The sequence below is a fragment of the Streptomyces ferrugineus genome (assembly GCF_015160855.1).
Classification (GTDB): Bacteria; Actinomycetota; Actinomycetes; order Streptomycetales; family Streptomycetaceae; genus Streptomyces; species Streptomyces ferrugineus.
Genome location: NZ_CP063373.1, coordinates 2,141,941 through 2,164,691 on the forward strand (window position 1 = coordinate 2,141,941; position 22,751 = coordinate 2,164,691).

Here is a 22,751-nt window from a genome sequence, read left to right on the forward strand (position 1 = left end):
AACGCGGGGTACACATGACGTGCGCGCTCGTGTTCGTCCGCGTTACCAGAAATTCATGCCCGTCGGGAACCCCCGACATGGGTATCTACGTACTATTACCGGCCACCTGTGAACACGTCACAGGAGGCACAGAGCCACCACGGGGGAGTTATATGCGTCATTTCGGGCACATCGCCCCGGAGGTGCGGCAGCGCCTCTTCCACCAGGAGCCGTGCGATTTCACCGCCGACTCCCCGGCCCGGCTGCTGTCCGTGGCCCTGGGCGCCACGCTCTACAGCCCGGCCACGCGGACCCGGCTCGCCGACGACATCGTCAAGCAGGCGGCGAACGGCGTGGTCTCGATGGTGCTGTGCCTGGAGGACTCCATCGGCGACGAGGACGTCGTGGCGGGTGAGGAGAACCTCGTCCGGCAGTTCGCGGATCTCGCGGGGCGGGCGGACCCCGCACTGCCGTTGCTCTTCGTCCGGGTGCGCACGCCCGAGCAGATCCCCGACCTCGTCCGGCGCCTGGGCCCGGCCGTGCGGCTGCTGTCCGGTTTCGTGTTCCCCAAGTTCACCGAGGAACGCGGCATCCCCTTCCTGGAGGCCCTGGCCGCCGCCGAGACCGCCAGTGGCCGGCGGCTGTTCGGCATGCCCGTGCTGGAGACGCCCGAGCTGATGTACCGGGAGTCCCGGGTGGACGCCCTGGAGGGCATCGCCCGCGCCATCGACAAGTACCGGGACCGGGTGCTCGCCCTGCGGCTCGGTGTCACCGACTTCTGCTCCTCGTACGGCCTGCGGCGCGCACCCGACATGACCGCCTACGACGTCCAGATCGTCGCCTCCGTGATCGCCGACGTGGTGAACCTGCTGGGCCGGGCCGACGGCTCCGGGTACACGGTGACCGGACCGGTGTGGGAGTACTTCCGCGTCCCCCAGCGCATGTTCAAGCCGATGCTGCGCACCAGCCCGTTCCTTCAGGGGCAGGCCGTCGAGTTGCGCGAGAGACTGATCGAGCACGCGATGGACGGGCTGCTGCGGGAGATCTCCCTCGACCATGCCAACGGCCTGCTGGGCAAGACCTGCATCCACCCCTCCCATGTGCCGGCGGTGCACGCGCTGTCCGTGGTCAGTCACGAGGAGTACGGCGACGCCGTCGACATCCTGCGGCCGGGGCGCGGCGGCGGGGGCGTGCTGCGGTCGGCGTACACGAACAAGATGAACGAGGTGAAGCCGCACCGAGCCTGGGCCGAGCGGACCATGCTGCGCGCGGAGGTCTTCGGCGTCGCGCGCGAGGACGTCAGCTTCGTGGATCTGCTGGCCGCCGGAATTCCCGGCTGAACCCACCTCTATCCAAGGGACGCATGAACAACGCAGTGAACAACGGGGTCTGGTCCGGCAGCTGGGTCGCCGAGCGGCTCGGGGTCCAGCTCATGGGCGACGACGAGCTCATGGACCTGCTGGGGCTCGCCCTGCGGCGCAACCCCAAGCGGGCGCATCTGCTGGTCTCCAACGTGCTCGGCAAGCACGTACCGCAGTCACCGTCCGTGGTGTACGGCGCCGGGTTCGCCCTCGGCCGCCGGGTGCGGGACCTTCTGAGCGCCGACGAGGCCGCCGGGGCGGTCGTCCTCGGCTACGCGGAGACGGCGACCGGCCTCGGCCACTCCGTCGCCGACGGCCTCGGATCCGCGACGTACCTGCACTCCACCCGCCGCCCGGTCGCCGGCGTGGCCCGCGCGGGCGGCTTCGAGGAGTCCCACTCGCACGCCACGTCCCATCTGCTGCTCCCGGAGGATCCGGCGCTGCTGGCCGGCGACGGTCCGCTGGTGCTGGTCGACGACGAGTTCTCGACGGGGAACACGGTGCTGAACACCGTGCGCGATCTTCATGCGCGGTATCCGCGGCGGCGGTATGTCGTGGTCGCGCTGGTGGACATGCGGTCGGCGGCGGACGCCGGTCGGTTGGAGGAGTTCGCCCGTGAGATCGGCGCCCGTGTGGACTTGGTCGCGGCGGCCTCAGGGACCGTACTGCTGCCGCAGGGGGTGCTGGAGAAGGGGCAGGAGCTGGTGGCGCGGTACGAGGCGGAGAGTGCCGCGAGGGGTGGTTCGTCGTCTGCGGCTGAGCGGGGGCCGGTCGCGCAGTTCCCCGCGCCCCTAAAGCAGGGCGTTGCACCGGCCGACCTCCAAGGGGCGCGGGGAACTGCGCGCCAAGCCCCCACCGACCCGCACCCGGCCGACGACCGAACCAACCCCCACCTCACCCGCATAAATCTGCACTGGCCCCCCGGCCTCCCCGACGGTGGCCGCCACGGCTTCACCCCCGCCCACCGCACCCGCCTCGAAGCTGCCCTCCCCGCCATGGCGGCCCGCCTCGCGGAGGCGCTCCCCGCAGGGGCTCGCCGCGTCCACGTCCTCGGCTTCGAAGAGCTGATGTACGCCCCCCTCAGGCTCGCCCGCGAGCTGGAGCAGATCGCGGAGGGCGTCGAGGTCCGCTACTCCACCACCACCCGCTCACCCGTCCTCGCCGTCGACGACCCCGGATACGCGATCCGTACCCGCCTCGCCTTCCCGGCCCACGACAACCCCGCCGACGGCCCCGGCGAGCGGTACGCCTACAACGTCGCCGGAGCCGGCTTCGACGCCGTCATAGCCGTCGTCGACTCGGTGGCCGACACTCCCGAACTGCACGCGCCCGACGGCCTGTTGGCTCAGCTGGCCGCACACACCCCGCACGTCACCCTCGCGGTCGTCCCGTCGTACGCCCCCGAAAGGCCCCCCATGCTGCCCGAGCCCCTCCGCGGCCCCGCCTTCTCCTCGTACGCCCCCGAGGAGGTCGGCTGGCTGCTGCAGGACCTCTCGGACGTGACGCTGGAGGCGCCGACCGAGGAGCGCGAGGAGGCCATCCAGAGCGGCGGCGCGCACTACGCGGAGTCGCTGCCGGTGGAGTACCAGCCGAGCGAGCAGTACCAGGCCCTGTTCCACGCGGCGCTGGAGGAGTCGGCGGCGCGGCTGGCGCAGGCCGCCGGCGCCGTCACCGAGATCGTCCTCGCCGAGCGGTCACCGCGCCCGGTGCTGGTCTCCCTCGCCCGCGCCGGCACGCCCGTCGGCATCCTCATGCGCCGCTGGGCCCAGTTCCGGCACGGACTCGAACTGCCCCACTACGCCGTCTCCATCGTGCGCGGCCGCGGCATCGACGCCAACGCCCTGCGCTGGCTGGCCCGGCACCACGACCCGCGGGACGTCGTCTTCGTCGACGGCTGGACCGGCAAGGGCGCCATCACCCGCGAACTGGCCGAGGCGATACGGGAGTTCGAGGCATCCGACGGCATCACCGGCTTCGACCCGGAGATCGCCGTACTGGCCGACCCGGGCTCGTGCGTGCGGACGTACGGTACCCGCGAGGACTACCTCATCCCGTCCGCGTGCCTGAACTCGACCGTCTCCGGCCTGATCTCGCGCACCGTCCTGCGCGCCGACCTGGTCGGGCCGTACGACTACCACGGCGCGAAGTTCTACCGCGAACTCGTCGGCGCCGATGTCTCCGTGGCCTTCCTGGACGCCGTCGCCGCGCGCTTCCCCGAGGTCGTGGACGCCGTCGAGGCGGCGGCCAAGGAGCTGCTGTCCGCCGACCGCGCGCCGACCTGGGAGGGCTGGGCCGCCGTCGAGCGCATCAGCGAGGAGTACGGCATCCACGACGTGAACCTCGTCAAGCCGGGCGTCGGCGAGACCACGCGGGTGCTGCTGCGCCGGGTGCCCTGGAAGATCCTGGCGCGGGCCGGTGCCGGCGCCGACCTGGACCATGTCCGACTGCTGGCCGAACAGAGAGGGGTTCCGGTGGAAGAGGTCGCCGAACTGCCGTACACCTGCGTGGGGTTGATCCACCCCAAGTACACGCGGGGCGCGACGGGCGCCGACGGCAGGGCGGTGAACGTCTGATGCCGGTGCTGGTGGCGAGCGACCTCGACCGTACGCTCATCTACTCCGCCGCGGCCCTCGCGCTGACCATGCCGGACGCGCGGGCGCCCAGGCTGCTGTGCGTGGAGGTGCACGAGAGCAGGCCGCTGTCGTACATGACGGAGACGGCGGCCCAGCTCCTGACCGATCTCGGCGACGCGGCGGTCTTCGTGCCGACGACGACCCGGACCCGTAAGCAGTACCAGCGCATCAACCTGCCGGGCCCCGCGCCGAAGTACGCGATCTGCGCCAACGGCGGCCACCTGCTGGTCGACGGCGTCACCGACCCGGACTGGCATGCGGGGGTCCAGGCCCGGCTGGCCGAGCAGTGCGCGCCGCTCGCGGAGGTGCAGGACCATCTGATGGCGACGGCGTCCCCGGCATGGGTGCGCAAGCACCGCATCGCCGAGGACCTCTTCGCCTACCTGGTCGTCGAACGCGAGCTGCTGCCCGAGGAGTGGGTGAAGGAGCTCGCGGTGTGGGCGGAGAACCGCGGGTGGACGGTGTCGCTGCAGGGCCGCAAGATCTACGCGGTCCCCAAGCCCCTCACCAAGAGCGCCGCCGTGCGCGAGGTCGCCCGCCGCACGGGCGCGGACCTGACGCTGGCGGCCGGCGACTCCCTGCTGGACGCCGACCTGCTGCTGGCCGCCGACAAGGGCTGGCGGCCCGGGCACGGTGAGCTGGCGGACGCCGACTGGACGGCTCCGGCGATCAGCGCGCTGCCGGAGCGGGGCGTGCTGGCGGGGGAGCGGATCCTGCGGGAGTTCCTGAAGGCGACGAGGACACCGATGTCCTAGCCGCGGCACCCTCAGCCGCAGCACCCTCCACCACAACACCCGCCCCCGCCGGCAGGCTTCTGCGCCGCGGGGGCGTTCGCCGTGCCGCCGACGGCCACCGTCGACAGAAGCTTCACAGTGTCTTCATGACCGGACGGGCAGCTGGCGGGGGCGGACGACTCCGCCATCGGGCGGCTCAGTTCGAAGGTGTCACCGCAGCTGCGGCACCGGTATTCGTAGCGAGGCATACCCACAGATTAGTCGGCGTGACCGGATATACACCCCTGCGCAATCACCGGCGATCGAGGCTGTCCGATACGGGTGTGGAGAAATTGAAAAGGAGACTGGTATTTTTCGATCGCCGCGAGGAGCCGTAAGGCCGGGGGAAGTGGGGGCTCGCTGCCGTTGACCGCGGCGGCCATGCCCTTCCGCGCGCGCACGACCGAAATGCGGGGAGGGGCGCAGCCGTGACCAGGGCTGGGCGAGAGCCGGACGAGACCATGCAGTTAAAGGTCCCCGCGCTCCCGCCGGACGAGACCATGCAATTGCGGGTGGCGGCGGAATCAGGTTCATCCCATTTATCCCACTCGGGCGAATCCCGCCCACCGGGCCACCGCCGCAGGACCGCGGCCCCTTCGGCCCTGTCCCGCCTCACGCCCGGACTGCGCCGCCTGCGTCCGCGGTACCCCCGCCCCGGCCGCACCGGCTGGCGCCGCTGGCTGCCCTCCTGGCGGCAGTGGCTCGGTGCCGCGCTGACGTTCGTCGGCCTGAGCACCGCAGCCCTGGGTGTGGCCTACGCCACCACCGACATCCCGAAGAACCTCAACTCGTACGCCACCCAGCAGGACAACGTCTATTTCTGGTCCGACGGGACGCCCATGGCCCGCACCGGCTGGGTGCGACGGCAGGACATGCCCCTGAAGGACATCCCCGAGGACGTCCGCTGGGCGGTGCTCGCCGCCGAGAACGCGAGTTTCTACAGCGACCCCGGCATCTCGCTCAGCGGCGTCACCCGAGCCGTGTGGCGCACCCTGGGCGAGGGCGACACCCAGGGCGGCTCCACGATCACCCAGCAGTACGTGAAGAACGTCTACCTCAACCAGGACCGCTCGGTCGGCCGCAAGTTCACCGAGGCCATGCTCGCCGTCAAGCTCGACAACCGGATGAACAAGGACGACATCCTGGAGGGCTACCTCAACACGAGCTGGTTCGGCCGCGGCACCTACGGCATGCAGCGCGCCGCCCAGGCCTACTACGGCAAGGACGTCGGTCAGCTGAACGTCAGCGAGGCCGCCTTCCTCGCCTCCCTCCTCAAGGGCGCCGCCCTCTACGACCCCGCGCTGAGCAGGGCCAACCACGCGCGGGCGGTGGAGCGCTGGTCCTGGATCCTGGACCGCATGGTCGACATCGGCAGGCTGTCGCCGGCCGAGCGGGCCGAATACCGGCAGTTCCCCGAGCCGTTGAGCCGGGCCCGGGGCTACGACACCGGCAAGCAGAGCGACTACCTGGTCGAACTGGCCGCGCAGTACGCCAAGAAGGCCGCGCGTCTGACGGACAAGGAGTTCGACCTCGGCGGCTACCAGATCTACACGACCTTCGACCGGCGCCGGGAGACCGCGCTCACCGACGCCGTGACCAAGGCCCGCAAGAAGGCGTCCAAGGACCACCCGGCCATGGCGCGGACCGCGCACTACGGCGCCGCCTCGGTCGCCACCGACGGACGGATCCTCGCCGTCTACGGCGGCCCCGACCACCGTACGCAGGGCTACAACGAGTCCAACGCGACCACCGTGCCCGCCGGTTCGGCCTTCCTGCCCTTCGTCTACGCCTCCGCACTCCAGAACGGCGTCCGCAAGACCCGCGACGACGGCCCCGTCGACGTCACCCCGGAGACGCTGTACGACGGTGACGACGGCATCCCGGTCATGACGCCCGAGGGGCCCTACTGGGACCGCAGCGGCAAGCGGGTCGCCGCCCGCAACGACGGCGGCAGGGACTACGGGCGCATCAGCCTGCACAAGGCGCTCGCGCTGTCGGTGAACACGCCGTTCATGCAACTCGGCATGGACACCGGCCTGGACAAGGTGCGCCGCACCGCGCAGGCGGCCGGACTGCTCGCCTCCAGCTTCGGCCCGCAGGTGCCGGCGCTCTCCCTGGGCAGCGCCCGGCCCAGCGCGATCCGCATGGCCAGCGGGTACGCCACGTTCGCCGCCGCGGGCACCCATGTCGAGCCGTACTCGGTGGCCCGGATCACCCGCAACGGCTCCAAGGTGGGGCTGGCCGAACCCGTCTCGCGGCGTGCGGTGACGGCGAAGGTGGCCGAGCAGGTCCAGTCCGCGCTCAGGTCCGCCTTCAGCCTCGCCCACCCCGCCACCGCGTCCTCCGCGCCGCGGACGACGGGCAAGGCCGGCACCACCCAGGACGACACCGCGGCCTGGTACGTCGGCACCGCCGCCTCCGTGTCCACGGCCGTCGTGGCCTACCGCATCGATCTCACCAAGAGCCTCGAACCCCTGCCGTTGAAGGGCATCGCCGGCACCCCCGCCGACAGCGTCCCGTACGACATCTGGTCCGGCGCCCTGGGTCTCGGCTGACCCGGCCACCGGCACCGCACACCCCCCACCCCCCTCGCAGAATGAGCCGCCCATGCCGTCGACATCCGGCCACCGCCGCCGAGCCCGCGCACCCCGCCGCCGGCCACGCGCCCCCGAGCACTTCGCCCGCCTGGGAGCACTGGCCGTGGCGATCGTCCTCTTCGCCCTGGTGGTACCCGCGGCCTACACCAGCCTGACCCGCTCGGACACCACCACACCGATCGCGTCCACCGGCGACGCGGACGGACCGGCCACGCCGGAAGCGCCCGCCACGCCGCCCGGGGAACCCGAGTGGGACGGGAGGACGAAGGTGCTCGGCGACGGCTCGACGTCGTACACCGGGCCGCAGCAGGGCAGGTTGAAGCCGCAGCGGCTCAAACCGGGCGAGAAGCCGCCCCAGTTCGTCGTCTTCTCCTGGGACGGCGCCCTGGCGGGCGACGATCAGCTCTTCGCGCACTACCGGAAGCTGGCCGAGGAGTACGACGCCCATATGACGTTCTTCCTCACCGGCATCTACCTGCTGCCCAAGAACAAGGCGAAGCTCTACGCCCCGCCGCAGCACGACAAGGGATCCGCCGCCATCAGCTACCCCACCGACGAGCACATCCGCACCACGCTGGAGCAGCTCGGCAAGGCATGGAAGGAGGGGCACGAGATCGGCTCGCACTTCAACGGCCACTTCTGCGGCGTCCGCGGCGGCGGTTACTGGAGCGTCGACGAGTGGCGGAGCGAGATCGACCAGTTCTACGACCTCGTGGAGAACTGGAAGACCAACACCGGCTACACCGACCTCGACCCGCTGCCGTTCGACTTCAGAAAGGAGGTCACCGGCGGCCGCGCACCCTGCCTGGAGGGCCAGGGGAACCTGTTGGAGGCCCTCAAGACCTACAAGTGGCGCTACGACGCCAGCTCCACCGGCGACTTCCAGATATGGCCCAGGAAGAAGAACGGCATCTGGGACTTCCCGCTGCAGCTGCTTCCCTACCAGGGCGGCGACTTCCAGGGCCTGTCCATGGACTTCAACTTCCTCTACAACCAGTCCGACGGCGAGACCGACGGCGACCCGGTCAACTACCCACGGTGGGAGCAGGAGACCCTCGCCACCTACATGGCCGGCTTCAACCGCGTCTACTACGGCAGCCGCGCCCCGCTGTTCATCGGCAACCACTTCGAGCAGTGGAACGGCGGCATCTACATGAAGGCCGTCGACCAGGTCATCAAGAACGTGTGCAAGAAGAAGGACGTCAAGTGCGTGTCCTTCAAGGAGCTCGCCGACTGGATGGACGTACAGCGGCCCGAGACGCTGCGGCGGCTGCGCGGCCTGGACCCGGCGCAGTCGGCCGACTGGTCGACGGTCGTGAAGTAGTCGGCCGGGCGTTCAACCACCCCCGTAAGGAGAATCCCAGTGAGATCAACAGACGTGAGATCAACAGACATGAGATCGACAGACGTGAGCTCAAGAGAACCGATCCGCACCCGCGGCCGCGCCACCATAGTCGGGGCGGCCGTCGCCTCCCTCGCCGCCGGAGCGGCGCTGCTGCCCACCTGGAGCGCCGCCGCCGCCGACGCCGCCGCCCCGGCGGTGGACGCCGGCACCAGGGCCACCTTCCAGCGGCTGGCGGACGCGGTCTTCACCGACCGCACCAACGCCCTGGTCACCGGTGAGCGGAGCGCGAAGCCGCTGACCGACGGCTTCTCCGGCGACGTCCGGCTGTCCGCCGATACGGCCCGTGACGAGGACGCCGCCCTGGCCGCGCTGGACCGGCGCAAGGACCGACTCGCCCGGCTCGGCGAGACGTACCGCACGGCCGACACCACCGTCACCCTGAACGCCACCCGCGTGACGGGCCGTACGGCCAAGGCCACCGTCACCGAGACCACGACCCTGACCTACGACAAGGTCCGCGGCGACGAAAGCGGCGACGAACCGAGGACCACCGGCTTCCAGGCCCGCCACGAACTCACCTTCACCGCCGACCGGCGCGGCGACTGGCAGCTCACCGCCATCCGCGACACCGACCGCGGCATCGCGGTCAACACCCTCGCCAAGCCGTCCGTGAAGGCGCCCACCGTCGACGACACCATGCCGTCCGCCCCGCGCGCCGCCACCACGTACCCCGCCCCGGCCAAGCCCAAGACCCTCACCGGCACCGCCCTGAACTACCGGGCCATGGCCACCTACGCCGAGAAGTACTGGCGCACCTACAACAAGGACTACCCCGACTTCGACGGCCAGGGCGCGGGCGGCGACTGCACCAATTTCGTCAGCCAGTCCCTGAAGGCCGGCGGCTGGAAGCACGTCCCCGGCTATGTGTACGACTACACCCGGTGGTTCGGCAACGCCGAGATCCAGTCGCACTCGTTCATCGGCGTCAACGAGTGGTCCTGGTTCGCCCAGAACTCCAAGCGGACCACCAGCCTCGCCAACGTCTACCAGATGGACGTCGGTGACGTGCTCCAGATCGACTTCGACAAGGACGGGTCCAAGGACCACACGATGATCGTCACCTACCGCAGCCCGCAGGGCGTGCCGTATCTGACGTACCACTCGAACGACACCTACCGGCGTTCCCTGTCGAGCATCATCGCGTCGTACCGGACCTCCGCGTACTACGCCTACCGCACCTGATCGTCCCGGGCACTGAGCCGGTACGGCTCAGTGCCCGCCCCCGCGCTCCTCACGGATCTGCGCGACGACCCGGGCCACTGTCCGCCGTACCGCCTCCGTCTCGGTCAGGAAGTGCCAGTAGTCCGGGTGGCGGCCCTCCAGCGTGCCGATCGCCCGCTCCAGCCGCGCGACCGAGTCGTCCAGCGGACGCGCATGCCGCGGATCGGGAGTGTTCCGCCCCGCCATGGCCAGCCGCTGCGCGTCCCGGATCGCGAACCTCGTCCGGTCGATCTCCTGCTGCGGATCCTTCTGTACGGCGTTCAGCTGCCGCAGCCGGTCACCGGCCGCCGACACCGACTCATCCGTGCTGTTCAGCAGCGCCCGCACCGTCGACAGCAGCGCGGTGGCGTCCGGCCAGCGCTGCTCTTCCCGAGCGTTCTGCGCCTCCTTCAGCCTCTGCTCGGCCTGCCGAACGCTCTCCCCGGCCCGCTCCGGCACACTCTGCAGGTCCTGCCAGCAGGCCGCCGTGAACCGCCGCCGCAGCTCGCTCAGCACCGGCTCCACCTGCCCGGCACGCGTGGTCAGCGCCTGCGCGCGCGTCCGCAGCGAAACCAACCGGTGATCGATCTCGGCGGCCTTCTCCGGCAGCCGCTCCGCCTCCACCCGGACCGCTTCCGCCTCCCGCGCCACCCGCTCGGCACGTTCCAGCGTCTGCGGCACACCATGCTGCCCGGCGCCCTGGTTCAGCCTGGTCAGCTCCGGCCCGAGCGCCGCGAGCCGCGCCGCGAGGTCGTCCGCCCTCAGCCCCGAGCCGCGTACGGCATCCAGCGCGTTCGACGCGGCGAGCAGGCCCTGCCGGGCGCGCTCCACGGCCGGGGCGAGCCGGGCCAGCTGGGTCTCGGCCGTGCCGAGCAGCGGCCCGAGCCCGTCGGCGAACCGCTCCAGCTCCCGCTTGACGTTCTCGAGATCGTCCTTGGCCTTGACCAGCTCGCCACGGGCCCGGGCGGCGGTGGCGGCCTCCAGATCGTCTCGATCGAGGTCATGGGCGTCGACGGCCTGGATGTACCGGTGACTGACCTCGTCGATACGCCGCCCCAGCGCCTCGAAGTCGGTGATCGCCCGGCGGGCGGCGGGGGAGGCGTCCACCGCCGTGATCGTCTCGATCGAGATCCGCAGGTCCCGCTGGGCCGTGTCCAGCTCGTAGAACGCGGCCGCCGCGGCGTCCTTCGCGGCCTGCGCCTCGGCGCGCTGGCTCTCGGCCCGCCCGCCGAACCAGCGCCGGGTGCCGCCGCCGGCGAAGGCGGCCGGCAGGGCGAGGGCGACGACGAGGGGGAGCGCGGCGAGGGCGAGGGTGTCACGAAGGGCCCGGCGCGAGCCGCGCGAGATTCCCGGCCCGGGCGGCGGGGCCTCGCGCGCACGCGGCACTGACGGCGAGTTCGGCTGCGGAGGTGTCGCCGTCACATCCCTCTCCCGTGCTGTGATTCACCCTGCCCGGTGTCATTCTCCCACCGGTATAGGACGAACACACGGGCCGGTTAGTTCGCGGTTCGGACCGTGACATTTCCATCGCCGGTCCGGGCGGAGACCACATGGGGGCTGGTGTTGTCGCGGGGCACGGTCACATCCTCCGAGCCGTCGCCGGTCCGCGTCCGCACGTCGTACGTCGACCGCGGCAGCTCGATCGTCACCGAACCGTCCCCGCTGCGGGTCTCCACCCGGTCCGGCACGGTACCCAGTTCGAGCCGGATGGACCCGTCCCCGGTCTGCGCCTTCACCCGCCGCGACGAGACGTCGGAAACCCGCACCGACCCGTCCCCCGTCCGCAGCTCCAGCGGCCCGCTGGAGTCCGTGACCTGCACACTCCCGTCCCCCGTCCGCAGCTCCAGCGGCCCGCTGGAGTCCGTGACCCGCACACTCCCGTCCCCCGTCCGCACGCTCAACGCGTCCTCGAACCCGCGCGCCCGCACACTCCCGTCCCCGTCCTTGACCTTCACGGCGACCCCGCGCGGCACCTCGATCCGGTGCTTGGAGGAACAGTCGGCGACCATGCCGCTGCACTTCTCCCGCAGCACCAGCCGGTCGTCCTCCATCGACCAGGTCACCTTCGGATCGGCCCCGATCGCGACGGTCCCCTGGAACCACCGGGTGACCTCCACGGTGCCGGCCTTGTTCCCCTCGGCGGCGACGATCTCCAGCGCCGAGTCGTCGGAGTCGATGGTCAGCGTCCGCCCCTCCAGGGCGAAGGACCGGTGCTCGGGCTCCTTGTCGTCCCCGGCGGAGGCCCCACAGGCGACGAGCCCCGCGACAAGCGCCCCGACCACCCCGGAAACGGCGACGACGCGGACGGGAACGGTACGGGCCATGACGATCTCCCCCTGAGACTCTCCCGGGCCGACCCTCGCGGCCCGGGACTTCGACGGTGCTTCGACCGTACGGACCCCGCCCGCATCCCGGGATCCGGTCCGCTCCCGGATCCGGGGTGGGGTTTACCCCAGGCCGGGTCCCCCGTACGGCGCGCTTACGCCTCCTTATTCGGACGGCGGTCGTTGGATGCGATGAAAGGATCTTCGATATCAGAGGGTGGTGACGGGTGGGCGGTATCCGGGAGTTGGCCGCGCCTTTCGTGGTGCTCGGCCCCTCGGCGGTCGCGATCCGCGACCGGCTCAAGCACCTGACGGCCCAGGACGAACAGGTGCTGCGTCTGGTCGGCGAGCTGTGGGCCGAGCGCAAGCGCGCTCTCCCCCAGGAGTCCTCCTCCCGCTGGGCCGGGGCGATCACGAAGGCAACCCACGATCAGTGGGCGCGCGCCCGGCGCGGCCAGCTCGCGCACATCCAGAGCCTCGAAGCCGGGATCGCAACGATCACGCACCGGCTGTCCCTGCCCGTGGGCGAGAAGGGAACCAAAAAGGCAGCCCCCGACGCTTCTCCTACGACCTGTCCGGCACCGCCCGGCACCGTGACGCACAGGTCCGCCACGCCCTGATCCGCCTGCTGCACCGGGCCAAGCGCCACGGCCTGGCGGTCGCGCTCGAAGATCTCGACTTCACCGCCGAGAAGACCCGCGAGAAGCACGGCCGCCGCAAGAAGTTCCGCAACCTCATCTCCGGCATGCCCACCTCCAGACTGCGGGGCCGGCTCGTGTCCATGGCCGCCGAACTCGGCATCACCATCGTCGCCGTCGACCCGGCCTACACCAGCCGGTGGGGCGCCCAGCACTGGCAGAAACCCCTCACCACCCACACCAGGAAGACCACCCGCCACGACGCGGCCGCCGTGGCGATCGGAAGGCGCGCCCTGGGGCACCCGATCCGGCGACGGACGGCACCGCCCCCACACGACCGGAGCGATCGTGTGGGGCATCGGACCGTCCAGGCCGAATCAGTGGCCCCGGAACGTGAGGAAACCCGCCCCCGCATCACCGGACCACGGACACGATCCGTGCGTGCCGGACGCGGAGTGAACGCGGGCGACCAGTGTGCCCAATACCGCTCGGGGCACACGGCTGAGCATGCGTTCTGGCACCAGGACGCACTCTCACTCAGTCCTTGAGGAAGATGGTTACTCCTGCCCGGCCCGTGATACGGGTTTGCAGGACAGTGCCCCGGACAAGGTAGGCTGTCCGCCTGTCCCGGGTGCGTAGCTCAGCGGTAGAGCGCCTGCCTTACAAGCAGGATGTCGGCGGTTCGACACCGTCCGCGCCCACAGGCTCTAAGTAGCAGGTCAGAGGCCTTCCAGGGGTTCCCTTGGGGGGCCTTGCCTGCGCCCAGAGTCCAGTATGCGCATCGGCAGGGCCATCTGAGACGCCCGCCTGCACCTCGCTCGACACCCTGCTTGCCATCGCCGCAGCCATCGGCGTCCCGCTCGCCGACCTCGTACGCTGAGCGGCCGCCCCCGGCGGAGCTACATGCGGGTGCCGATCGCCACCCGGTCGTTGCCCGCGAGGATCGGCATCGCCCGCATCAGGATCAGGAGACGACGCTCGTCCAGCTCCTGCACCGCTGACAACGTGTGCAGGCCGATGCCCACCATGCCCAGGACCAGGCCGAGGAAGGCCCGTTGCGCGTCGTCCAGGCCGAGCCCGTACAGGCGGCCCATCAGCCCTTCCCAGCGGCACACCGGGCCGTCCTCGCCCTCCACGACGAGCAGGCGGCGCACGCTGCGCATGGCGAGGACTGTCTCTTCCTCCACCAAGGCCTGAGCGGCCGCACGCCCCCGGCCGGTAGCTGATGCGATCAGCTGCTCGCCGAGAGCCGCGGCGCCGGCCTCGTCCGTGCCTGGCGTGGCCGCAGTTATGGTCATGATGTTGCCTCCGCGGGAAGTCGGTACCCGCCAGGGCCGAACGCGGCGGCGAGTACGGCAGGGTCAGTGAGTTGCCCGGATCCGTCGGGGCGCACGATCCACATCCGGCCCTCGAGGTGCCAGCCCGTTGGCGGGCAGCGAAGCAGCCAGGCCGTCGGCCGTACAGTCAGATGCCGTACGCCAGCCAGTTCCTCGGCCGCGTTGAGCGGGACGAGCCACCAGAGCTTGTCCGACGCCGGGTCGGCGAGGACCGGTCCCCGCTGCTCCGCGCGGATGCGGGCGACTACCGGATACCCGGTCGCGAGCCGTGCCTCGGCAGCCAGCCAGTGACCGCCGGAGGCGATCGGGGCCAGTGCTTCCTTTTCCCACGCCGCACGGATGAGGTCCGGGCGTATGGAGCAGTCGGCGAGCCACACGTCCCCGGCCTCGTACCGCTGGGCGAAATTCGGTAGGGCCATGGCCAGGACCGTAGGCAACCGCGTTGCCGCAACGTGCGGTGATTTCTCGGTATTTCTCACGCGGGCGCCAAGCGTTCCCGCGGTTTCTCACATCAGGTCCAGGCCCGCCCTCGCACGGGCGATGACGCGGTGCGCCTGGGGCCCAGTCACGGCTGCACGTTCCAGCTCGTCCCACACGGTCTGGTACAGCCCTATCTCGGCCCGGTCGGTCAGCCGCAGCTCGGCGCCGATCGTCTCCACCATGACCAGCCGGTCATCGAAGAGCCAGAAGCCGTGGGTGGGTACGACGGTCAGGTTGGTGCCCAAGGGGACGATGCCGAGCTGCACGGTGGGCATGCCGAACACCCCGGCGAGCCGGTCGAGCTGCCCAGCCATCACCTCGCGGGGGCACAGGACCATGTGCAGGGCGGCTTCCCAGATCAGGAACCGGAAGTCCCTGCCGGGCGTGTAGATCGCCTGTTGGCGCAGGATCCGAGCGGTCACGCCAGCCTCGATATCGGGCGGTGTGCGGTGCAGCGTCGTGGTGCGCTCGAACATATGCCGGGCGTACTCGGCTGTCTGGAGGAGGCCAGGGATACAGGCGGTCTCGAAGTTGCGGACGGTCCCCGCGTTACTCTCTGTGGCCTGCCACGCCTCCTGACGCGCGCGTACCCCCGCGGCCAGCTGCCGCCGCCACGCCGCATAGTGCGTCTCCAGTGTCCGCAGACGACCGGTGAGTTCGGGGATCGCCTCGGGTGTCCCCAGGACCGTGGCCCAGGCCCGCACGTCCTCAACGGACGGAGCCTGCCTACCAGTCTCGATCTTGCTGACCTTCGATGCAGGCCAACCCAGCTGCTGCGCAAGCGTCTTCCCGTTCAACCCCGACTCGGCACGCAGCTCACGGAGCCGCGCGCCGAGTGCAAGCCGGGCCGTCTGATAGTCGCTCACTGTGGAGGCGCGTTCTCCTTCTGGTAGTCCTCGAAGGTGATCGCATGGTGCCACGCCGCGCCCTGCCACTGCACGTGCCGCAAGACGTCGGCGGGCTCGTCGGAGAGCAGAACGCCGAGGAAGCGGTCATGCTCGCCGAACTGGAGCCGCGCCACGGTCCGGCTGTCGAAGAGCCAGTAGTCGTACCCAGGCAGATCCAAGGCGCTGGCCGTGGGCCGCGCGAGGTAGCGGATGTCCTCGCCTGCGGCCAGGTTGTACGGCGTCCCCCACAGCTCGAACCGCAGGTAGTCGGAGGGCGGTTCGTCGATGACGCGGACACGTTCCACGCGCTTGCCCTTGCCGGTCTCTGCGCGCATCAGGTCCAACCACGGCTCGAACCAGTCGAGGCCCGGGTCATCGCCCGCGAGGAAGCGGCAGTACGGCTCGTCCTCCTCTGGGATCCCGTACGACGTGCGCACTTCCAGCCGGTACGCGGTGTGCTCGGCCTGCCGGAAGAGGTCGAGGAATGCTTCGCCGCTGACCAGCTCAGGCACCGGACACCTTCGCCGCGTGGAGGTCGAACAGGATGACCGGCACCACGACAGCGTCCTCGCCGGGCTTGACCTTGAGGAGCTGGGCGCGCTTGTCGGGGTCGGTGAGCGAGAGGCCCTGGACGATGATGTCGCCGGTCTCGGTGTCGCGGTAGAAGCTGGGGCAGCCGCCGCCCTGTGAGGTGTTGCTGCTGCCGAGGAACTCAAGTGCCATGGTCTCAACCCTTCGTGGCGGTTGGAGTGCTCAGTGTGCTCGGCATGGCGAGAGACGGGGCTCCGATTGCTAGAAATTTCTCGGATCGCATTGCGGATTGGCCGAGTTGCTCGCACGAGGGCACGACAAAATGCCCCCTCCCGCCCGAAGGCGAGAGGGGGCAAACCGTTTCTACGAAGGCCAGCCACGCCAGGAGTGAGGCGATGGTCTTCCCACTCCGGACCGAGCCCTCCCACGCGTTGATGCGCGCCTCGGCCTCCACGATGCTGACGATCTGCTTGCGGGACAGCGGCAGCGCATCAAGGAGACTCACCCTCCGCCTCCTCGCCGGTGCCGCCCTCCCCGGTCGCGGCCTGGTCGTACGCGGCCTTGAGGCCGACCATGAGCTGTCCGAGCATCGAGCGGGCGTCGTCGGTGCCGGCGTCGTCCGCGGGCGGGACGAGCTTGAGGGACTTCTCCAGGGCGATCCCGGCCGCAATCATCAGGTTCTTCTTGTCTCCGGTGGGCGGCTCATCCACCTACCGCTCGTTGTAGGTGTTCTCCTTGCCGCCGAAGTTGAAGACGACCGCGGGCTCCCACATCCGCTGGGTGAGCTTGAGCGCGTCAAGGTGAAGGTCGACGGCGGTGTCGGCGCGCAGCGCGGCCAACTGGGCGACGCGATGCCGGTGGCATCCTCGGTCATCGACACGTCGAAGACGAGGCCTTCGCCGTGGAGGCGGATGATCTCGGCACGGCCCTCGTCGGTGACCGGGGTCCACTGGTTCGGCATGGTCGCCTCCGGGTGTGCGAAGGCCCGGCCGCGCACGGGCGCGAGCCGGGCCGGTTCAGTGACGGGTCAGTAGTTCCCGTTGGAGATCATGTCGCCGTCACTGCCGTACACGGTCACGAGCCCGTTCTTCGACTCGTAGCAGGACGCGAACGCGGACGCGATCAGCTTGGCGTCACCCTGGTTCTCACTCAAGAGGCCGCCCTTGAAGTCGGTGAAGACCTCGGCGGCGTCGAGGATGTCGTTGCTCTTGTCGGTGCCGGTCACCTTCGTGACGTGGCCGACGGCTTCCTTCTCGCTGGCGGTTCCGGACTTGGCGACGCACTCCTTGAACTGCTCGGCCTGGCTCTTGTCGGCGGCCGGCTCTTCCTTCGCGGGCTCGTCGGCGGCGGGTTCCTCGGCCTGGGCTTTGGGTTTGTCGGAGGCGGCAGAGACGGCCTTGTCCTTGTTGCTGATGTCGGCGGAGTCGTCGCCCCCACCACCGGCGATGGCGCCGATGACGACGAGACCGACGAACACGGCCGCAGTGATGCCGAGGATCTTGCCGATGCTGCGCTTCTTCGGCGGCTGGGGCGGGGGAGCGCCCCAGCCGGGCTGCTGCTGCGGGTAGCCGTAGCCGGGCTGCGTCGGCTGCTGCGATGCCCCGAACCCGGGCTGTTGCGGGTACTGCTGGCTCATGTGCCCCCCTTGGCGCAGTTTGCGTGGGGAGCGAATTTAGCGGGTGTGTGGGACATGTGAAGGTAGGGTGACGTTTCTGTGACACGAACGGGCGGCAGATATGGCGAAGGCCCGCACTGCGGCGGGCCTTCGTGGCTTCTGGGGCCGGGCGCGCCGGACGTGAGGCCAGTCCACCGTGTGATGACAACCCGCCCGGAACCTTCCCGGGGCGGGGCCGCTGCACGTCTGTCCTGCGACGCCTCAATACCCCCGAGTCGTGACGTCGGTGATCTTCACAGAGACCTTCGTGCTTGACGAAGCAGTACTGATGAAAGACGGCCGGTAGTTCAGGCTCGTCTGGTCCGACAGCTCGGCAGTCTCAATGACCGGGCCGGAATCGTCGCCACGGATCTCGTAGGTGATCTCGTACGCCTCATCTGGGTCGATCGCCGCACTGTCGGCCAAATAGGTCAGCTCCGGCTCGACCGTCACATTGCAGCCCGCCGACCCGAAACACTGCCTCTTCGTAGTGCGCAGCTCGATCGTGAAGCTGTCGACGTCGACCTCGTCATAGGTCGGCTCCGGCTCCTCCGCGGCGGCGGTTGCGATGTCCTCGGCGGGTGCGCTCGACTTGACGGTGGCAGCAGGCTTCCCGTCCTCATTTCCGGCCTGCACGACCATGATGCCCGTCGCGACGACCGCAGCGATCACTGCCGCGGCCGAGCCGATGATGATCACGTTAGTGCGGGATTTCTTCGGCGCTGGCGAGGGTGGCGGGGTGTCGGGCATGGGTGGTGGTGTGGTGTCACTCATGAGTCCCCCAGGGGTGATGGTGCGTGGCCTGAATCATCCTGCGATGTGTGCCCGGCGTGGAGGAGGTGTGTAGGTGGTGTGTCTGTGTTGTGACATACGAAAGCCCCGCCATCCATGGGGAACGTGGCGGGGCTTCGGTGCTGGGCGCTATCCGGCGCGTAGCTTTCAGTTCGGCACGTGCTTCACTCGTCGTCCTCGTCGAGGGTGGTCTCAACTTCCTTGATCTTCCCGCTTACAAGCAGGATGTAGGCGGTTCGAGACCGTCGTCCGCGCCCACAGTGACAGAGGGCCCCCGCCTTCGCGGCCGGGGTCCTCCGGCGTTTCAGGCCTCCTCGGGCGTCTCGTGGGCGTGCTTCAGCTTGGTGCGGGCGTCCATGCGTTCCGCTGCGGCTATCTCCGACCAGAAGCGGTGGCCGCTGACGAACACCGCGAGTTCGTGTTCGCGGCGCCGGAGCTTCTCCACCTCGGCCTGCTCGTCCTGCGTCCAGCCGGGGGAGGCGGGACGCTCGACCTTGCGCCAGCCGTTGTCGTCGCTGAAGCCGTCCAGGGGTGCGACCGACCAGGGGAGACGCTTCAGCAGGGCCGACAGCTCGGCCCGGACCTGATGCAACTCCTCCTGACCGGCGAGGAGGTCACTCGGAAAGTCATAGGGCGTAGCCACGGCGCAATGCTACGCCTGTTCGATTTTGGGTTGCGAGTGTCTTTGGGAGAGTCGTGCACGCGTGTGACTGAGCGCATGAGTTGGCCATTGAGCACTCCCGTTGGCCACTTCGGTGCTCAGTCTGCTTCCCTGCCGATGAGCCGAGCCACGGTAGAGGCCCCCGCGCCGACCGCCTCCGGCTCGCCGCAACCAGCCACTTACTTGGTGCCGACCGTGCGCAGTGTGGCGAGCACCAGTGCCCGGGTGACGGTGACGACTTCGCTCACGCGGACCTGTTCCTGTGGACCGTGTGCGAGGCGTACGTCGCCGGGGCCGTACTGCAGCGTGGGGATGCCCGCCCCGGAGTACAGTCGCAGGTCACTGCCGTAAGGGGCGCCTCGCTCAGAAGGTCGCGGGCCGCTGGTGACGTCGGCGTGCGCGTCGCCGACCTGGGCCGCAAGCGGATGCCCGGCCGGCAGCCGTCCGCTGGCGAACTGTCCGCCGGGCCACGTCACCGTGGCTGGGTGGGAGCGCAGCCAGGGGTCGGCCGCGCAGGCTTCGGCCACGCACGCCTCCAGTTCGGTGCGTGCCTGGGCCGGATCCTCGCCCAGCCTGACCCCCAGTCTTCCTTCGGCCACCAGCAGGTCGGGCACGCTGCTGGCCCAGTCGCCGGAACGGACGGTGCCGACGGACAGCGGGTAGGGGATGGGGTATTCGGACATGAGCCGGTCGGCGCCGGCGTTGCGGCGGGCTTCCAGATGGGCGAGCGCGCGGTGGATGGGCAGGTATGCGTCGATGGCGCTCACTCCCACGTATCTGGTGCTGCCGTGGGTGGCGCGGCCGGGTACTTGGATGCGAAAGGTCAGGGCGCCGGCGTTCGCGGTCATGAGCGCGCCGCTGGTCGGTTCGGTGATGATGCAGGCGTCACCGGTGTGGCCGCGTTGGAGGGTGCCGAACGCTCCGAGCCCTCCGTCCTCTTCGCTGACTACGAAGTGCGCGGACACTTGGCCGCGCAGCCTTGCGCCCGCCTCCCGTATCGCGGCCAGGGCGGCGAGTATCGCCACCACGCCCGCCTTCATGTCGCACGCTCCTCGAGCGTGCACCACGTCCCCGGTAACCCGGGGGCGGAAGGGGTCACCCTCCCATTGCGCCAGGTCCCCGGGAGGGACGACGTCGATGTGCCCCTGGAGGACCAGGGTCGGCCCGTCGCCCTGGGGCCGCGTGCCGCCCACCAGGCCCCACGCCTCCGTGCGCGGGGCCTCGCTGCCGGGAAAACGGGGATGGGCACGTAGCTCGGGCAGGTTCATGGACCACAGGTCGACATCGAGGTCCATCCGCTCCAGATGCCGGGCCAGGACGTGCTGAACCTCGGACTCCGCGGCGCTCCCCGTCACACTCGGAACAACGAGAAGTTCCAGCAGCAGCCGGGCGATGGCCGCCTCGTCCACCGCGGCCAGTGCCGAGGCTTCCACATTGCTCAGGCTTGCTGTCATCTCAACACTGCTCCCGGCCCGTGACATCAGGACAAGCCGGAGACTATGTTCGGCGTACAACGCAAACAATCACCATTTGCTGCTGCCCACTGTCGCTTTCTTGCAATGTCAGCGGGTTCATGGCTACTTCTTGCGCTGCGCAGCACGCTCGACGTCTGGAGTGAGGTCATGGACGCCATCGATGAAGCGATCATCCGCTACGTGCTGCACAACGCACGTGCCACGTACGCCCAGATCGGCAAGGCGGCCGGGCTGTCCGCGCCCGCCGCCAAGCGGCGTCTCGACCGTCTGGTGGCCACCGGCGCGATCCGCGGTTTCACCGCTCTCGTCGATCCTCAGGCGCTGGCCTGGCATACCGAGGCTTTCGTCGAGGTCTACTGCACCGGCAATCCCACCCCCGCCGAACTGCGCCAGGCCCTGGAGGACATCCCCGAGGTCGTCGAAGCCTGTACCGTCTCCGGCGCCGCCGACGCGGTCGTCCACATGCTCGCCAGAGACATCCCCCACCTGGAACAGGCCATCCAACGCGTGCGCGCCACCGCTCCTGTCGAACGGACCGAGAGCGCCATCGTGCTCTCCCGGCTGTTCAACCGGCCTCGCGTGTGATCGACACCGTGGGATCACCGCGGGTGCCGAGGCTCGCGTCGTCCGCCGGCCAACTGCGAGGCTCAAAAGGGCCAAAAGGGCCAACTCAAACGCTCAGTCACAACGCGTTGAGCCCAGGGCTCAGTCGAGGTCGGACATGACGTCGGCGGTGATGCCGTGTGAGCCGCCGGGCGGCCGCGTCGCTCCGGTCAGTGGCCCGCGGCCCGCAACTCGTCCACCACACGGGTCGTCACCGGCACCGGCACCCCGTGCCGCTCCGCCGCGCGCAGCAACGCGCCGCCGATGGCGTCCAGTTCGAGGGGGCGGCCCGACTCGGCGTCGCGCTGCATGGACGACCTCGTGGTGGGTGGGAAGGCGTCGTAGCGGGCGAGGGCCTGGGCCGGGTCGGCGGGGCCGCCGCAGGAGCGGCTGACGGCTGCTGTCTCCTCGACGAGGGACGTCAACTCCTCGCGGTGGTGGGTGCGTACGTCGCCGAGGGGGAGGGCGTGGCGGGTGGTGAGCAGGGCGAAGGGGGCCAGGAAGGCCATCTTGGCCCAGAGGGTCGCCGTTTCGTCCGCGAGGACGCGAGTCGTGGGGCCGGCCTCGGTGAGGGTGGTCGCGAGGGCGTCCAGGCGGTCGTCGGGGACCGGGTCGCCGGTGAGGTCGATCTCGGCGAAGGGGCTCGGGTGCTCGATCTCGCCCGGGGCGACACGGGTCGACTCGGCGCGGATCGCGGCGGGGGCCACGCGGTCCGGGCGGTACCGGGTGCGGAGGGCGGCGGGGTGTTCCACGCCGTTCAGGAACGGTACGACCAGGGCGTCGCCCAGAGCCGTGGGCGGGACGCGGGTCAGGGCCGCGTCGAGGGTGGTGGCCTTGACCGCGATCAGGCAGGCGTCCACCGGTTCGCGGAGCTCGGTGTCCGCCTCGACGTCGGCCCTGAAGTCGCCGAACATGCCGCTGCGGACGTGGATGCCGGTCGTACGCAGGGTCTTCGCCGTCTCGTCGCCGGCCAGGCAGATGACGCGGTGGTCGGACCGGGACAGGAGTGCGGCGAGCAGGCCGCCTATGCCGCCCGGGCCGAGTACCGCCACGGTGAGTCCGTCGTTCGCCGTCATGCGACTCCTCTCGTCGGTCGGCCCCGCGTGCTGTGCGGTGGCCGCCTCGGACTCGATCATGGCATGTGGGGCCCTCCCCGAGGGAGACTGTCTTGCATGTGCCGCAGCATCAAGACACTCCGCCCGCCCGCGTTGCCCGAGGAGGCCACGCAGGAGGAGATCCGGGCCGCAGCCCTCCAGTACGTGCGCAAGGTCTCGGGCTTCCGGGCCCCGGCCGCACACAACCGAGAGGTCTTCGACCAGGCCGTGGACGCCGTCGCCGAGGCCACGGCCCGGCTACTCGGCGGACTGGAGGTACGAGGGGCGCCGACGCCGGCGCGCAGGGCGGCCGGGTAGCGGAGCCGA

At 70.1% G+C, this 22,751-nt stretch carries 23 protein-coding genes, 1 tRNA gene and 1 pseudogene; 11 read left to right on the forward strand and 14 right to left on the reverse strand.

The features are described from left to right. Positions 1–152 precede the first annotated feature (152 nt). Genes IM697_RS09735 through IM697_RS09745 form a run of 3 tightly spaced genes read left to right on the forward strand, consistent with a single transcriptional unit; the run spans position 153 to position 4,728 of the window. Complete coding sequence (locus IM697_RS09735; protein WP_194046601.1) at positions 153–1,319, forward strand: HpcH/HpaI aldolase/citrate lyase family protein; 1,167 nt, start codon at positions 153–155, stop codon at positions 1,317–1,319. 23 nt (positions 1,320–1,342) lie between these two features. Further along, the gene (locus IM697_RS09740) at positions 1,343–3,913 is read left to right on the forward strand and encodes a phosphoribosyltransferase (protein ID WP_194046603.1); all 2,571 of its coding nucleotides are present in this window, start codon (positions 1,343–1,345) and stop codon (positions 3,911–3,913) included. Beyond that, positions 3,913–4,728, forward strand: a complete 816-nt coding sequence (locus IM697_RS09745) for an HAD family hydrolase (protein WP_194046605.1) — start codon at positions 3,913–3,915, stop codon at positions 4,726–4,728. Before IM697_RS09740 ends, IM697_RS09745 begins: the two co-directional genes overlap by 1 nt. A gap of 11 nt (positions 4,729–4,739) precedes the next feature. Here the strand turns inward: IM697_RS09745 and IM697_RS09750 are convergent, their stop codons facing one another. Beyond that, on the reverse strand, positions 4,740–4,955 hold the full coding sequence (locus tag IM697_RS09750) for an FmdB family zinc ribbon protein (RefSeq protein WP_194046607.1): 216 nt from the start codon (positions 4,953–4,955) through the stop codon (positions 4,740–4,742). Between the two features lie 252 nt (positions 4,956–5,207). Between IM697_RS09750 and IM697_RS09755 the strand changes: the two genes are divergently transcribed. The 4 genes from IM697_RS09755 to IM697_RS46125 all read left to right on the forward strand — a co-directional run bounded on the left by IM697_RS09755 (position 5,208) and on the right by IM697_RS46125 (position 10,531). Then, positions 5,208–7,301, forward strand: a complete 2,094-nt coding sequence (locus IM697_RS09755) for a transglycosylase domain-containing protein (protein WP_194046609.1) — start codon at positions 5,208–5,210, stop codon at positions 7,299–7,301. 52 nt (positions 7,302–7,353) lie between these two features. Next, positions 7,354–8,667 carry a polysaccharide deacetylase family protein gene (locus IM697_RS09760; RefSeq protein WP_194046611.1) on the forward strand — a complete coding sequence of 438 codons (1,314 nt, stop codon included), beginning with the start codon at positions 7,354–7,356 and terminating at the stop codon, positions 8,665–8,667. Between the two features lie 84 nt (positions 8,668–8,751). Next, positions 8,752–9,930, forward strand: a complete 1,179-nt coding sequence (locus IM697_RS09765) for an amidase domain-containing protein (protein WP_228044595.1) — start codon at positions 8,752–8,754, stop codon at positions 9,928–9,930. A gap of 223 nt (positions 9,931–10,153) precedes the next feature. Beyond that, positions 10,154–10,531 (forward strand): hypothetical protein, encoded by a 378-nt coding sequence (locus IM697_RS46125; protein WP_476755907.1) that lies wholly within the window; start codon positions 10,154–10,156, stop codon positions 10,529–10,531. A gap of 913 nt (positions 10,532–11,444) precedes the next feature. Here IM697_RS46125 and IM697_RS09775 read toward each other — a convergent pair. Further along, positions 11,445–12,272, reverse strand: a complete 828-nt coding sequence (locus IM697_RS09775) for a DUF4097 family beta strand repeat-containing protein (protein WP_194046617.1) — start codon at positions 12,270–12,272, stop codon at positions 11,445–11,447. A gap of 227 nt (positions 12,273–12,499) precedes the next feature. Here IM697_RS09775 and IM697_RS09780 point away from each other — a divergent pair. After that, positions 12,500–13,458: pseudogene (locus IM697_RS09780) on the forward strand (hypothetical protein). A gap of 81 nt (positions 13,459–13,539) precedes the next feature. Beyond that, positions 13,540–13,611 (forward strand) — tRNA-Val (locus IM697_RS09785). 198 nt (positions 13,612–13,809) lie between these two features. Here IM697_RS09785 and IM697_RS09790 read toward each other — a convergent pair. The 11 genes from IM697_RS09790 to IM697_RS09835 form a co-directional block, all read right to left on the reverse strand. Then, positions 13,810–14,208: a hypothetical protein gene (locus IM697_RS09790; protein WP_194046619.1), complete on the reverse strand. Its 399-nt coding sequence runs from the start codon at positions 14,206–14,208 to the stop codon at positions 13,810–13,812. Next, the gene (locus IM697_RS09795) at positions 14,205–14,666 is read right to left on the reverse strand and encodes a hypothetical protein (RefSeq protein WP_194046621.1); all 462 of its coding nucleotides are present in this window, start codon (positions 14,664–14,666) and stop codon (positions 14,205–14,207) included. Before IM697_RS09795 ends, IM697_RS09790 begins: the two co-directional genes overlap by 4 nt. Positions 14,667–14,753: 87 nt before the next feature. After that, the gene (locus IM697_RS09800; RefSeq protein ID WP_194046623.1) at positions 14,754–15,593 is read right to left on the reverse strand and encodes a helix-turn-helix domain-containing protein; all 840 of its coding nucleotides are present in this window, start codon (positions 15,591–15,593) and stop codon (positions 14,754–14,756) included. Then, a complete protein-coding gene (locus IM697_RS09805; RefSeq protein WP_194046625.1) occupies positions 15,590–16,126 on the reverse strand; it encodes a DUF6879 family protein in 537 nt (178 codons plus the stop codon). The genes IM697_RS09800 and IM697_RS09805 overlap by 4 nt, the downstream gene beginning before the upstream one ends. Further along, the gene (locus IM697_RS09810; protein ID WP_194046627.1) at positions 16,119–16,337 is read right to left on the reverse strand and encodes a hypothetical protein; all 219 of its coding nucleotides are present in this window, start codon (positions 16,335–16,337) and stop codon (positions 16,119–16,121) included. Before IM697_RS09810 ends, IM697_RS09805 begins: the two co-directional genes overlap by 8 nt. 299 nt (positions 16,338–16,636) lie before the next feature. Beyond that, a complete protein-coding gene (locus IM697_RS09815) occupies positions 16,637–16,855 on the reverse strand; it encodes a hypothetical protein (RefSeq protein WP_194046629.1) in 219 nt (72 codons plus the stop codon). Then, entirely contained in the window at positions 16,856–16,984 is a 129-nt protein-coding gene (locus IM697_RS45395) for a hypothetical protein (protein ID WP_265582710.1), read from the reverse strand. Between the two features lie 188 nt (positions 16,985–17,172). Continuing rightward, complete coding sequence (locus tag IM697_RS09820) at positions 17,173–17,781, reverse strand: hypothetical protein (protein WP_194046631.1); 609 nt, start codon at positions 17,779–17,781, stop codon at positions 17,173–17,175. 240 nt (positions 17,782–18,021) lie between these two features. Next, the gene (locus tag IM697_RS09825) at positions 18,022–18,549 is read right to left on the reverse strand and encodes a hypothetical protein (protein ID WP_228044597.1); all 528 of its coding nucleotides are present in this window, start codon (positions 18,547–18,549) and stop codon (positions 18,022–18,024) included. A gap of 346 nt (positions 18,550–18,895) precedes the next feature. Then, positions 18,896–19,234 carry a hypothetical protein gene (locus IM697_RS09830; protein ID WP_194046635.1) on the reverse strand — a complete coding sequence of 113 codons (339 nt, stop codon included), beginning with the start codon at positions 19,232–19,234 and terminating at the stop codon, positions 18,896–18,898. Positions 19,235–19,431: 197 nt separating this feature from the next. Next, positions 19,432–20,706 (reverse strand): ArgE/DapE family deacylase, encoded by a 1,275-nt coding sequence (locus tag IM697_RS09835; RefSeq protein WP_228044599.1) that lies wholly within the window; start codon positions 20,704–20,706, stop codon positions 19,432–19,434. Positions 20,707–20,874: 168 nt separating this feature from the next. Between IM697_RS09835 and IM697_RS09840 the strand changes: the two genes are divergently transcribed. After that, a complete protein-coding gene (locus IM697_RS09840; protein WP_194046637.1) occupies positions 20,875–21,312 on the forward strand; it encodes an Lrp/AsnC family transcriptional regulator in 438 nt (145 codons plus the stop codon). A gap of 188 nt (positions 21,313–21,500) precedes the next feature. Here IM697_RS09840 and IM697_RS09845 read toward each other — a convergent pair whose 3' ends face one another. Next, positions 21,501–22,406 (reverse strand): ketopantoate reductase family protein, encoded by a 906-nt coding sequence (locus tag IM697_RS09845; protein WP_194049655.1) that lies wholly within the window; start codon positions 22,404–22,406, stop codon positions 21,501–21,503. Positions 22,407–22,502: 96 nt separating this feature from the next. Here IM697_RS09845 and IM697_RS09850 point away from each other — a divergent pair, with 96 nt between their 5' ends. Then, a complete protein-coding gene (locus IM697_RS09850; protein ID WP_194046639.1) occupies positions 22,503–22,742 on the forward strand; it encodes a DUF2277 domain-containing protein in 240 nt (79 codons plus the stop codon). Positions 22,743–22,751: the final 9 nt, after the last annotated feature.